Origin of the sequence: Roseiterribacter gracilis (genome assembly GCA_018332375.1) — a bacterium.
GTDB lineage: Bacteria > Pseudomonadota > Alphaproteobacteria > BOG-932 > Roseiterribacteraceae > Roseiterribacter > Roseiterribacter gracilis.
The window spans coordinates 2,245,126-2,257,758 of the sequence record BOPV01000001.1; the positions used below are offsets into that span (position 1 = coordinate 2,245,126).

The following is a 12,633-nucleotide window of genomic DNA, read 5'->3' on the forward strand; positions in this document are numbered from 1 at the left end:
CTTTCGCGCCAAACAGCCGACCGATCAAACCCGCGCCCACAGTCGTCTTAGTAGCGGTACGGCTCGGGCTTGAACGGGCCCTGCTTCGGCGTACCGATGTAGCTGCTCTGCTTGTCCGTCAGTTCGGTGAGCTTGGCGCCGACGCGCTTCAGGTGCAGACGCGCGACCTTTTCGTCGAGCGCCTTGGGCAGCACATAGACCTGACGTTCGTACTTGGCGTGGTTGGTCCACAATTCGATCTGGGCCAGCACCTGGTTGGTGAAGCTGGCGCTCATCACGAAGCTGGGATGGCCGGTCGCGTTACCGAGATTGACCAGACGGCCCTTCGACAGAACGATCAGGCGCTTGCCGTCGGGGAACACGACTTCGTCGACCTGCGGCTTCACTTCTTCCCACTTCATGTTGCGAAGTGCGTCGATCTGAATTTCGCTGTCGAAGTGGCCGATGTTGCAGACGATGGCGCGGTCTTTCATCTGGCGCATATGGTCGAGCGTGATGACGTCGACGTTGCCGGTCGCGGTGACGAAGATGTCACCCTGCGAAGCGGCGTCGTCCATCGTCACGACCTGGTAACCTTCCATCGCCGCCTGCAAAGCGCAGATCGGATCGATTTCGGTCACCATCACGCGGCAACCCGCGTTGCGTAAGCTGGCGGCCGAGCCCTTGCCCACGTCGCCGAAGCCGGCGACGACGGCGACCTTGCCCGCCATCATCACGTCGGTGCCGCGGCGAATGCCGTCGACCAGCGACTCACGGCAACCGTAGAGGTTGTCGAACTTCGACTTGGTGACGCTGTCATTCACGTTGATCGCGGGAATCAACAACGTGCCGGCCTTGGCCATGTCGTAGAGACGCTTCACGCCCGTCGTCGTCTCTTCCGAGACGCCGCGGATGTCCTTCAGCATCTCGGGATACTTCTCGTGGATCATCAGCGTCATGTCGCCGCCGTCATCGAGCAGCATGTTCGGGACCCAACCGTTCGGGCCGCGGATCGTCTGCTCGACGCACCACCAATATTCTTCTTCCGTCTCGCCCTTCCAGGCGAAGACCGGCACGCCGGTCTTGGCGATCGCGGCCGCAGCCTGATCCTGGGTCGAGAAGATGTTGCACGACGACCAACGCACTTCGGCGCCAAGTGCCGTCAGCGTCTCGATCAAGACCGCCGTCTGAATCGTCATGTGCAGGCAGCCGGCAATGCGGGCGCCCTTGAGCGGCTTTGAAGCGCCGTATTCTTCGCGCGTGGCCATCAGGCCCGGCATTTCGGTTTCGGCGATCCGGATCTCTTTGCGGCCCCAATCGGCGAGCGAGATGTCGGCAACCTTGTAGTCGTGCGCGTCCGCGGCGATAGCCATCGCTGGGCTTCCTTACGTCATCTGGGAAACTAAGGCGGCGGTGATACCCCGGCCGGGCAGGCGGGGGCAACCAAAGTCACGTGGCCCAGCCCTGCGTGAATTACGCTGCTTCGGGCCCGTAGTCCGTGGCGTGGCGCTGCCAGTCGCCTGCTTCGCGAATCTCGTCGCTGGTCGGGATCAGGCAGGTCAGCGCCGTATCGGCCTCGCCGTCGGCTTTGCTGGCAAAAGGCAGGATCAGCCGGTCGAAACCGAGCTGCACCCGCAGCAAACGGAAGGTCCGGCAGGTGTAGAGCGGCCGGCGCGTCTCGGCGACGCAGGCATAGGCACCCAAGGTCTCGTCGACCATCGCACGCGGATAGAGCTCGGCCAGGGTCCGCCCGGTCATCGGGCCGCCATAGAGCCGTTCGAGCCGCGACCCAGCGAGGCGGTAGCGCACGTCCAACTTGGGCTCGCGGATGATGTCGGCCATCGCGATATAGGCCAGCGCGGCACGAATCGCGTTGGGGTCGATCTGGCTTTTGGACGGGATCGCGTCGGGTGAGTCGCCGGCCTGTTGCAGGTCCAACCACCAGCGATAGAGCGGTCGGAAAAACGGCGGCAGGACGCTGCCGTCATCTTCCCAGTTTTGTTGTGCGGATTCGCTTTTGTCGCGACCGGTCGCGATCGTGGTCGCCATCAACAATCGGCTGAGGCGCAAGCGCATCAATCAATCCGTCTCGTCGAAACCGCGGCCGACCAGATCGGCCAGCGCGTCCAACGCCGCCTGCGCGTCGTCGCCTTCGGCAACCAGCGCAATGTCCGAGCCCGGCGACGCAGCCAGCATCATCAAGCCCATGATCGAGGTGCCGGGAACGGTCGATCCGTTTCGCGTGACTTCGATCTGCGCCACGAATTCGCCTGCGGTCTTGACGAATTTCGCCGCCGCCCGCGCGTGCAGGCCGCGCTTGTTCACGATGGTGAGGGTGCGTTCGAGACGAGTCATGTGGTGCGCGAAGAGAAACGAACGGTCAGGTTTCGTCCAGAAGCTTCGACGCAACGTTGATGTATTTCCGCCCGGCTTCACGGGCGCTGACGCAGGCCTGCGCCAGCGGTTCGGTTTTGCGCACGCTGGCCAGCTTGATCAACATCGGCAGATTGACGCCCGCAACCACCTCGACCTTGGCCTTGTCCATGATCGAAATGGCGAGGTTCGACGGCGTACCGCCGAACAGATCGGTCAACAGGATCACGCCGTCGCCGGATTCGACTTTGGCGACCGCGTCCAGAATGTCCTGGCGGCGTTTTTCCATGTCGTCGTCAGGGCCGATTGCGACCGACGCGAGTTGCGGTTGTTTGCCGACGACATGTTCGAAGGCGAGCACGAACTCTTCGCCCAACCTGCCATGCGTGACGATGACGAGACCGATCATGCCGCTGCCGCCGTTCCGGATTTAATATGTTGCCAGCGCGCCGCGTCGCGATGGGAAATCGTAACGTCCAAACCAAGGTCGCGGATCCAGGCGCCCATCAACTCGGCCAGGAACACCGACCGATGCCGGCCACCGGTGCAGCCAAATGCGATGGTCAGATACGCTTTGCCTTCGTGGCGATAGGCCGGCAGCAACGGCGCCAGCAATGCCTGCAGATGTTCGACAAAGGCGGGAAAGCCCGCATCACCGCGCACATAGTCGGCGACGCGCGCGTCGCGCCCGTCGAGCGGCTGCAACTCGGCTTCGTAATGCGGGTTGCGCAGGAAGCGCACGTCGAACACCAGATCGGCCTCGCGCGGCAAGCCCCGGCCGTACGAAAACGACACGACCGAAACGCGCAAACCCGCCGTCGTCGCCAAGGTGAAATGACCGGCGACGATGCGTTTGGTCTCGTGAATGGTGAGGTCCGACGTATCGATCACCACGTCGGCGGCGCTACGCAGCGGTTCCAGCAGCGCACGGTCGCGCGCAATGCCATCGGCAACCGGACGGTCGTTGGCCAGCGGATGACGCCGGCGCGTTTCGGTGAAGCGGCGCAGCAGCACGTCGTCGGACGCTTCAACGAACAGCAAACGGCAACGCCCATTCTGACTTAGACGCGCACACAGATCGCGCAACGACGAGGCCGAGAAATCGCGCGTGCGGCTGTCGATGCCGATCGCGACCGGATGTCCCTGCCAGTCGGGATTGGCCAGCAACGGATCGATCAGAAACAGCGGCAGATTGTCGATCGTGTCGTAGCCAAGGTCTTCGAGCACGGCCAAGGCCGTCGAAAGACCGCTGCCGCTTAGTCCGGTGACGAGAACGATCTCGCGTCCAGCCGTCGCTGCAGCCCCGTCGCGCACGACAGTGTCGCTCATTGCAGCTGCACCGACTGCGCGGCTGCGTCGCTCGCGGCCAGACCGACGCGCCGCGCGGCGGCGGTCAGCATCAATTTCAATTTCGCCAGCGCGGAGGATTCAAACGGCGCCAGATCGAAGCGCGGAATCTGCACGCCGTCGATTTCGATCAGCGAAATGTCCGGCATGCGTTCGATCGCGGTCGGCGCAACCAGATCAACCAACAGCGCCACCGGCACGCGCTGTACGGACGGTGCAGCAACCAGGCCGAGGCCGCGTACTTCGATCAAGCCCGCAAGCGACGGCGGGGGTGACGCAAGCAAGCGTCCGCCTTCGCGTACCAACACAGTGCGGTCGTCCGACACGAGCGTCCAACCGGCATCAATCGCGCGCAGCGCGAGATCCGACTTTCCGGCACCCGACGGGCCGCGGAAGAGCACGGCGGCGCCATCCAGCGCAACGCAGGTCATGTGATAGGTCATGGAATGTCGGAGCCTGCCCGCGCTGCAGCAGAGCCGTCAAGCGAGCGGAAGCCGCACCGTAAAACGCGCACCATGCACGCGGCCGGTCGCGTCGTTCCGGTTGGACGCGCTGATCTGGCCGCCCAGCGCTTCGACGATCTGTTTGGAAATCGACAGGCCCAGACCGGAATGCTGGCCGAAACGCTCGCCTTTCGGCCGCTCGGAATAAAATCTTTCAAAGATCGTCTCCAGCTTTCCTTCCGGAATGCCGGGTCCGTCATCCTCGACCGTGACCAGCGCATGGCCGCCGTCGCGCCTGGCCTCGACGCGCACGGTGTCGTCAGGCTGCGAAAAGCTGAGCGCGTTGCCGACCAGATTCTGGAACACCTGGAACAAACGCGTATCGATCCCGCGCACGGTCAGCGGCACCGCCGACTGCAACGTCACGTGCGGCGCGCCGTCGTCGCGCGTCGATTCATGCACTTCGACCAGCGCCTGCAACATTGCGGTCAGGTCGACCGGTTCGGATCGTTCGCGCGCCAGTTCGGCGTCGAGCCGCGATGCATTCGAAATATCGCCGATCAACCGGTCCATGCGCGTCAGATCGTGCTGCACGATCTGCAGCAACCGCACGCGTTGCGCCGGATCTTCGACTTTGGCCGCGGTTTCGATCGCGCTCTTGGCCGAGGTCAGCGGATTTTTCAGCTCGTGCGCGACGTCGGCGGCAAAGCGTTCGGTCGCATCCATGCGATCGGTCAGCGCTTGCGTCATGTCGCGCAGCGCCGCCGACAGATCGCCGATTTCGTCGCCGCGACTGGCGAAATCGGGAATAGTCTGGGCGCGGCCCAGACCGTGGCGCACGCGATCGGCTGCAGTTGCAAGTTTGCGGATCGGCCGCCCGATCGCGCCCGACAGATACAGCGACAGCAGCACCGTCACCGCCAGCGCGACGACGAAGATCTTCACGATGTCGAGCCGCACCTGGCGCAACGACTCGTCGATCACGGCGCCGTTTTTGGTCAGCACCACCGCGCCCAGAATTTCGCGAAAACTTGCGACCGGTGCGGCCGCCGACAGAACCAGCCGGCCTTCGGCGTCCTGCCACAAGGCGCCGGCGATATTGCCTTCGAGCGCTTGTCCCATCTGATCGGCAACCGACGCCTGGTCCTGCCACAGTGGCAACAGGCTGCGTCCCGGCCATGCGTCGATCGTGTCGTCGATCCAGTCAAAGGCGCGATTGAGCCAGCCAATATGGTTGCGCGGCGGCGGCAGCGGTTCGACTTCGATAATGTAGCCGCCCTGCCCGCCCAATTGATGCGAGTCACCGAACAGACCGCCGGTGCGATCGTAGAGGCGCGTGCGGATGCCGGTGGTTTCGACCAGGCGGCGGATCAGGTTGCGCGACTTGGCGGGATCCAGCCGGTAGCGCAATTCGATGTCGCGCACCGTGCCGCTGTCCGACAACACGCCCGAGAACAACCGTGCTTCGGCGCGCAGGCTTTCCAGCTCGCTTTGAATCAACCGGTCCTGATAGCGGCCGAGATAGAGAACGCCGACGCCCAGCACGATCAACGCCAGCATGTTGATCGCAAGAATGCGCAACGTCAGCAGCGAGAACCGCCGCTGACGTCTGCGCCCTGTTGGTTGGCCGAAGAGTTTCACCACCGTCCGCGCAGAACGCGCTTACGGCTGTTCGCGGAACTTGTACCCGGCGCCATACAGCGTCTCGATCGCGTCGAAATCGGGATCGACGTCTTTGAACTTGCGACGCATGCGTTTGACGTGGCTGTCGATGGTGCGGTCGTCGACATAGATATGCTCGCCGTAGGCCGCATCGATGAGCTGGTTGCGATTCTTCACGTGGCCCGGACGCTGCGCCAGCGCCTTGACCAGCAGGAACTCGCTGACGGTGAGGTTCACCGGCTTGCCCTTCCAGATGCAGAGATGCTTGGCACCGTCGAGCACCAGGTCGCCGCGTTCGATCAATTGGCCCGGCTCGGTGGCGCCGGCCGATTTGCGCAATTCCTCCCGGCGCAGCAGCGCGCGGATGCGTTCGACCAGCAGGCGCTGCGAGAACGGCTTGGTGATGTAGTCGTCGGCGCCCATGCGCAGACCCAGCACCTCGTCCAGCTCGTCGTCTTTCGAGGTCAGGAAGATGACCGGCAGTGCCGAGCCCTGGCGCAGCTTCTGCAGCAGCTCCATCCCGTCCATGCGCGGCATCTTGATGTCCAACACCGCCAGCGCCGGCGGCCGCGCCTGAATCCCGCGCAGCCCCTCCTCGCCATCGGCGTAGGTGCGAACTTCAAACCCCTCCGCCTCAAGCGCCATTGCCACCGAGGTCAGAATATTGCGGTCGTCATCGACGAGCGCGATCGCTTGCTTGGTTCCCATGGTCCAAGCAATCGCGGCCAATCGTGGCGAATTCAAGTGCAATCCATGACGAAGTTAGGGATTGCATCCCCGCGAAGGCGGGGACCCCACCCGGCAGCGAGCTCAGTATTCTAAGACCACGGCGGCGGCAGAGTGGGTCCCTGCCTTCGCAGGGAGTTAAACCTCCGCCCAGCGGCGCAGCAGGTTGTGGTAGACGCCGGTCAGGGCCAGGACCGAGGAATCGTCTGCGCCCAGCCTGGCGCTGAGCGCCTGGATCTCGCCGTCCATCTGGAACAGCAAGGTGCGCTCGCCGTCGTCGCGCACCATGCTTTGGATCCAGAAGAACGACGCGACGCGGGCGCCGCGCGTCACCGGCGTGACGTGATGCAGGCTGGATGCGGGATAGAGAACCAGATCGCCGGCCGGCAATTTGACCGTCTGGGTGCCGTACAGATCCTGCACCACCAGCTCGCCGCCGTCATACGTGTCAGGCTCGGCCAGAAACAACGTCGCCGACAGATCGCTGCGAATGCGGAAATTCGAGTCGCGCATGGCGCGGATCGAATTGTCGACATGGGTGCGAAATTCCTGACCGCCTTCATAGCGATTGAACAGCGGCGGAAAGACTTTCAGCGGCAGCGCCGCCGCAATGAAACGCGGCGTACGGCCCAACGCGTCGAGGATCGCGTTGCCCATCTGCTGCGCCACCGGCGACGATTCCGGCAGCTGCAGATTGTTCTTCGCCAAGGCCGATTGGTGCCCGGACGTTTCGTTGCCGTCGACCCATGCTGCCGCATCAATTGCTGCCCGGCATTTCGCGACCTGATCTTTGGTCAGGACGTTCGGAATTGTCAGCAGCATGGGTCTCCGGCGGTCGGCTAGAATTTGTAGTTGGCAGTGAACAGGGCCGAACGTCCCGGCGCAATCTGCACCATGTGCGTCTGGAAGGCGCGCAGCGCGTAGCGTTCGTCGGTCAGGTTCTGCACGTTGATCTGGAAGTCGAGTTGCTGGCTAAAGCGGTACTGCGCCACCGCATCAAAGCGCCAGTAGGAATCGACCAGACGCGTGTTGGCCGCGTCGGCCCAGCGATTCGACTGATAGGTCGCACCGCCGCCAACCGTCACCGCCGGAATAATGTCGTAGCTGCTCCACAGCGACAGCGCGTCATCCGGCGTGTTGGGGAATTTCTTGCCTTCGTTCACATGCAGCGGACCGCCATCGACGATCTTACTGTCGAGATGCGTGTAGCCGCCGAAGACTTTCCATTTGTCGGTGATGGCGCCCTGGATCCCCAGTTCGACACCGTCGACACGCTGGTTGCCGACCAGCTGCGCCAACCCGCCCAACGGATCGGCGATGCGCGCATTGGTTTTCTCCGTGCGGAAGATCGCACCGGTGAGCTGCAGCTTGTTGTCGAACAGATCCCACTTGGTGCCGACTTCGAACGAGCGGTTCTTTTCCGGCGCGATGTTGTTCACCGTCGCGCTGAGCGCACCGATTTCACCCGCACCTTCACCGGCCGGGTTGCTCGACGTGCCGTACGAGAAATAGACGCTGCCATTCTGCGTCGGCTTGTAGACGATGCCGATTTGGTAATTGAAGAAGGTGTTGTCGGCCTTCTGCTCGGGCAGAATCGCGGTGGTGAAGAACGGCGCCGTTGCGGTTGCCGTTGCGGTGATGCCTTTGGCGCGGGTTTTGTAGCTGTCGACGCGCGCACCGAGATTGAGCTGCCAATGGTCGGTGAGATCGATCGTGTCGAACGCGTAGGCGGCGCGCGTGTCGGTCGTGGTGTCGGTATACGGAATCGCGCGTGTCACCGTGCCGATCCAGGGATCGTTCGGATTCGGATTGCTCAAGGTCGTGCAGTTGTAACCGAACGCAGCGCCCAGCTTGGCTGCCGTGCTGCAGCCCAGCGCTACCGCAACGATCTGCGATGCGGCCTGCGGCGGGAAACCCGGCGTCGGCGTCAGGCCAGGGCTGTTCACCGCAAAGGCCTGGCTGTGATTCTTCTCGTTGCTGAGTTCGATGCCGGCGATGAAATGATGCTTGATCGAACCGGTGACGAAATCGCCGCTGAGATCGGTCACGTTGGTGATGGTGGTCGTCGCAAGATCGCGCGATTTCGGGCTGCGCTGCACGAAGCCAAGCGCCGCATTGCCGCGCGAATCGTCGGGGTTGGTGACGACATAGGCGTTCTCGGTACGGCCATAGCGCGTCGTGTTGGTCAGGGTCAGCTTGCCGAAATCATGCTCGAACTTGATCGTGCCGATATCGGCTTCGTTGTGATGGAAGTCGCGATTGACCAGACCATAAAAGTCATCGTCATGACCCTTCACGACGCGCAAGGTCTGCGTGTTGTACGGCACGCCATAGTCGGGCAGCTCGTCCAACGTAATGTGGAAATAGCTGGCGGTGACGCGCGTCGGCGTACCGAGCCCGAACGCGATCGACGGTGCCACGCCCCAACGATCGCCGTTCGCTTCCTTGCGGCCCGCAACTTCGTTTTCGTGGCCCATCACGTTCAGGCGTGCGGCGACGCCGTCGGCGATCACGTAATTGACGTCGGCGGTGCCGCGATGCGTCGCGTCGGTGCCGAGCTGCACGCTGCCCTGCACGAAGTTTTCCAGTTTCGGCGCTTTGCTGATCAGGTTGATCGAGCCGCCGGTCGAACCGCGGCCGGTATAGGCCGAGCCCGGACCTTTGGTGACTTCGATCGAGTCGATGTTGAACAGGTCGCGCGATTGCGTACCGCCGTCGCGGACGCCGTCGATGAAAAAGTCGTTGGTCGATTCAAAGCCGCGAATGAACGGACGGTCGCCCATCGACGTGCCACCTTCACCCGAACCGAGCGTGATGCCAGGCACAGTGCGCAGCGCGTCCTGCAAGGTGGTGGTCGCAGCCTGTTTGATCACTTCCGGCGGAATCACCGTCACCGTCTTGGGCGTGTCGAGCAGCGGCGCGGTGAATTTGCGCGACGCGGATTCGTCGGTCTTGAAGGTCGGCGCTTCGCCCTGCCCCTGCACCGAAATGGTCGGCAGGTTCAGCACGTCCGGTTTCGCGCTGGGGACCGGCGCGGTCTGTGCCCAAGCTTGAGTCGCACCCAGCAACAGCGCGGTCATCGCCGTTCCCGCCTGGAGACGGCGGCGAGCGGCGAGCGAAACGGACGTAGGCATTGGACAGGATCCCTCGGGGTTTTCTTGTTGCGAGCGGTTCTTAGAATCACTCGCGTCCAGGATCAACAGCAAAATGAGAATTACTCGCAAGTCTCCGGTTAACCGGTCCGTGCTTTGGTTGCTGGGATGACCCGCTACGACCGACGCACCCGGATTCTGGCGGCCTGCCTCTCGGCCTTGGCCGGCTATGTCGACGCGATCGGCTTTTTGTCGGCGGGCGGCTTCTTCGTCTCGTTCATGAGCGGCAACTCCACCCGCCTCGCCGTCGGCGTCGCCGAAAGCTCGAGCGACGCCACAATCGCAGCCGCGCTGATCGGCGTCTTTCTATTGGGCGTGATCGCAGGCTCGTTGGTCGGGCATGTCGCCGGTCCGCGACGCCAATCGGCGGTGCTGTTGCTGCTTGCTGGGTTGCTCGCCGCAGCCGCATCGCTCGGCATGGCGGGGATGCTGCACACCGCGACCTTGATGATGGCGCTGGCGATGGGGGCCGAGAATGCGATCTTCGAACGCGACGGCGAAGTGCAGATCGGCCTGACCTATATGACCGGCACGTTGGTGAAGCTCGGTCAGCGCATCACCGGCGCGTTGCTCGGCGGCGACCGGTTTGCGTGGGCGTCGTATCTGCTGTTGTGGCTTGGCCTGGTTGCCGGCGCGGTGGTCGGCGCCTGCGTCTATCCGCTGCTGGGGCTGAACGCAGTCTGGTTTGCAGCTGTGATCGCAGCGCTTGCTGCGCTGGTTCAGCCGTTGTCGCGCAACAAAAATCCCGCGAGATAAAGCGACCCGGCAATCAGCACGCGCGCTGGCGCGTCGCCATGCTGCTGTTTCAATTTTTCCAGCGCCGCGCGCGCGTCGTCGGCTGACGCAGTCGGCACCACGCCCAACCGCGATGCTGCTTCTTCCAGCACTTCGGGCGCGTAGGTTTGCGGCTCTTCCGGAATCGGAATCGCAACCGCACCGGCCAGATGCCGCGCCAACGGCCGCAGAAATTCGGCCGGGTCTTTGGTCGACATCATCGCGGTGATCAGCAGCAGCGGTTTGTCTTTCCAGGTCGCTGCATGCGCGGCCAGCACTTCGCCGCCGGAATCATTGTGGCCGCCGTCGAGATACAGTTCCCAGCTTGCCGGCAAAGACTCGACCAGCGGGCCGCGCGACAGACGCTGCAAGCGCGCCGGCCATTGCGCCGTCGTCACGCCCTTGGCCGCGTCGAACGGAAAGCCTGCGAGATCGAGCATGGTCAGCGCCGTGCCCGCATTCATCCATTGATGCCGGCCCGCGAGCGACGGCGCCGGCATGGTCAGGTCGCGCGTTGCGCTGACATAGCGGAACCCGTCCCCTGCTTCTTCGACGCGCCAATCGCGGCCATAGATCGACAGCGGCACGTTGCGCTCGTCGGCAATGCGCGTGATCGCGTCGAGCGCGCTGCGGCTTGGCTGTTCGGCGATGGCAGCAGGACGGCCCGGTTTCAGGATCCCGGCTTTTTCGGCTGCGATCTGGCCGGGCTCGTCGCCCAGCAAATGCCGGTGATCGATCGAGATGCGGGTGATGCCGCACGCAGCCGGCGCGTCGATGACGTTGGTCGCGTCCAACCGTCCGCCCAAACCGGTTTCCAGCAGCACCACGTCGGCCGGTGTGCGCGTGAAAGCGAGAAACGCGATCGCGGTCGTGACTTCGAAAAACGTTGCGCGGCCACCGCTGGCATGGGCGCCGACTTCGTCGATCAACGCCATCAACGTGGCGTCATCGATCTCTTCGCCAGCAAGACGGATGCGCTCGTTGAAACGCACCAGATGCGGCGAGGTATAGGCATGCACGCGCTTGCCCGATGCTTCGAGCAAGGCGCGCAGAAACGCGATCGTCGAGCCTTTGCCGTTGGTGCCGGCGACATGCAGCACCGGCGGCAACTGGTTTTGTGGATCGCCGAGACGCGCCAGCAAATCCTGGACGCGCCCTAAGCCAAGTTCGATCTCGGCTGGATGCGCGAGCGCCAGCCGGTCGAGCGCCGCTTGCGCCCCGCCCGTCTGATCGACTGCCGTCACTCGGCCGGCGCAGCCGCGCGCGAAATTTTCACCACCGACGCACCCGGACCCGGTCGCGTCAGCAGACCAATCACGCGCGCCAGAGTCGCTTGCAGGTCTTTGCGATGCACGACCATGTCGACCATGCCGTGATCGCGCAGATATTCGGCGCGCTGGAATCCTTCGGGCAGGGTTTCGCGGATGGTCTCTTCGATCACGCGCGCACCGGCAAAGCCGATCTGCGCACCCGGCTCGGCGATATGGATGTCGCCCAGCATCGCGAACGACGCCGACACGCCGCCGGTGGTCGGGTCGGTCAGCAGCACGATGTAAGGCAAGCCCGCTTCTTTCACCTGCTCGACCGCGATCACGCTGCGCGGCATCTGCATCAACGACAGAATGCCTTCCTGCATGCGTGCACCGCCCGACGCGGGAACGACGATCAGTGCCGCCTGCTGCAACACCGCCAGCTTGGCGGCGGCGACGAGACCGTCGCCGACGGCCATGCCCATTGAGCCGCCCATGAAGCTGAAATCGAAGGCAGCCACGACGGTCTTCATGCCGCCGATATCGCCGTGCGCGACCTGGATCGCGTCCTGCTGGCCGGTCTTGTTCTGCGCGTCCTTGATCCGGTCGCTATAGCGTTTGGTGTCGCGGAAGCGCAGCGGATCGACCGCCGGCTTGGGCAATTCGATCAGCGCATAGCGACCATCGTCGAACAACGTCGTCAAACGCTGCTTCGGGCCCAACCGCATATGGTGGTTGCAGTGGTGGCAGACGTTGAGGTTCGCCTCGAGGTCGCGCTTGTAGAGCATCTGCCCGCAGCTGGGGCATTTGATCCAGAGATTGTCCGGCACTTCCTTCGGCGCGACGAGCCGTGCCAAGCGCGGACGGACGTAGTTGTTGATCCAATTCATCGGTGTCGATTCTTTCTCATCGTCGTCGGCCATGCGC

12 protein-coding genes and 1 pseudogene are annotated in these 12,633 nt (G+C 63.6%); 1 reads left to right on the forward strand and 12 read right to left on the reverse strand.

Annotation, left to right across the window (positions count from 1 at the left end; all coding sequences use genetic code 11):
* Positions 1–47 precede the first annotated feature (47 nt).
* The 10 genes and pseudogenes from ahcY to TMPK1_RS11080 all read right to left on the reverse strand — a co-directional run bounded on the left by ahcY (position 48) and on the right by TMPK1_RS11080 (position 9,610).
* Positions 48–1,352, reverse strand: a complete 1,305-nt coding sequence (ahcY, locus tag TMPK1_RS11035; RefSeq protein WP_420243063.1) for an adenosylhomocysteinase — start codon at positions 1,350–1,352, stop codon at positions 48–50.
* 100 nt (positions 1,353–1,452) lie between these two features.
* Positions 1,453–2,055: a PAS domain-containing protein gene (locus tag TMPK1_RS11040; protein ID WP_420243064.1), complete on the reverse strand. Its 603-nt coding sequence runs from the start codon at positions 2,053–2,055 to the stop codon at positions 1,453–1,455.
* Positions 2,056–2,058: 3 nt separating this feature from the next.
* Positions 2,059–2,334 (reverse strand): HPr family phosphocarrier protein, encoded by a 276-nt coding sequence (locus TMPK1_RS11045; RefSeq protein WP_420243065.1) that lies wholly within the window; start codon positions 2,332–2,334, stop codon positions 2,059–2,061.
* A gap of 25 nt (positions 2,335–2,359) precedes the next feature.
* Positions 2,360–2,761 (reverse strand): PTS sugar transporter subunit IIA, encoded by a 402-nt coding sequence (locus tag TMPK1_RS11050; protein ID WP_420243066.1) that lies wholly within the window; start codon positions 2,759–2,761, stop codon positions 2,360–2,362.
* Positions 2,758–3,681 carry an RNase adapter RapZ gene (gene rapZ, locus TMPK1_RS11055; RefSeq protein WP_420243067.1) on the reverse strand — a complete coding sequence of 308 codons (924 nt, stop codon included), beginning with the start codon at positions 3,679–3,681 and terminating at the stop codon, positions 2,758–2,760. Before rapZ ends, TMPK1_RS11050 begins: the two co-directional genes overlap by 4 nt.
* Positions 3,678–4,145: pseudogene (locus TMPK1_RS11060) on the reverse strand (HPr kinase/phosphorylase); the annotation flags it as partial. The gene rapZ and the pseudogene TMPK1_RS11060, both read right to left, overlap by 4 nt.
* 33 nt (positions 4,146–4,178) lie before the next feature.
* A complete protein-coding gene (locus TMPK1_RS11065) occupies positions 4,179–5,786 on the reverse strand; it encodes a sensor histidine kinase (RefSeq protein WP_420243069.1) in 1,608 nt (535 codons plus the stop codon).
* Positions 5,787–5,804: 18 nt separating this feature from the next.
* Entirely contained in the window at positions 5,805–6,512 is a 708-nt protein-coding gene (locus TMPK1_RS11070; RefSeq protein ID WP_420243070.1) for a response regulator transcription factor, read from the reverse strand.
* Between the two features lie 156 nt (positions 6,513–6,668).
* Positions 6,669–7,352 (reverse strand): Fe2+-dependent dioxygenase, encoded by a 684-nt coding sequence (locus tag TMPK1_RS11075; protein ID WP_420243071.1) that lies wholly within the window; start codon positions 7,350–7,352, stop codon positions 6,669–6,671.
* 17 nt (positions 7,353–7,369) lie between these two features.
* Complete coding sequence (locus TMPK1_RS11080; RefSeq protein ID WP_420243072.1) at positions 7,370–9,610, reverse strand: TonB-dependent receptor; 2,241 nt, start codon at positions 9,608–9,610, stop codon at positions 7,370–7,372.
* 180 nt (positions 9,611–9,790) lie between these two features.
* On the opposite strand from TMPK1_RS11080, the gene TMPK1_RS11085 reads away from it, so the two are divergent.
* Positions 9,791–10,438: a YoaK family protein gene (locus TMPK1_RS11085; RefSeq protein ID WP_420243073.1), complete on the forward strand. Its 648-nt coding sequence runs from the start codon at positions 9,791–9,793 to the stop codon at positions 10,436–10,438.
* Here the strand turns inward: TMPK1_RS11085 and TMPK1_RS11090 are convergent.
* Both TMPK1_RS11090 and accD read right to left on the reverse strand, forming a co-directional pair.
* On the reverse strand, positions 10,402–11,700 hold the full coding sequence (locus tag TMPK1_RS11090; protein WP_420243074.1) for a bifunctional folylpolyglutamate synthase/dihydrofolate synthase: 1,299 nt from the start codon (positions 11,698–11,700) through the stop codon (positions 10,402–10,404). The two genes, TMPK1_RS11085 and TMPK1_RS11090, sit on opposite strands and share 37 nt — an antisense overlap.
* On the reverse strand, positions 11,697–12,596 hold the full coding sequence (gene accD / locus TMPK1_RS11095) for an acetyl-CoA carboxylase, carboxyltransferase subunit beta (RefSeq protein ID WP_420245648.1): 900 nt from the start codon (positions 12,594–12,596) through the stop codon (positions 11,697–11,699). The genes TMPK1_RS11090 and accD overlap by 4 nt, the downstream gene beginning before the upstream one ends.
* Positions 12,597–12,633: the final 37 nt, after the last annotated feature.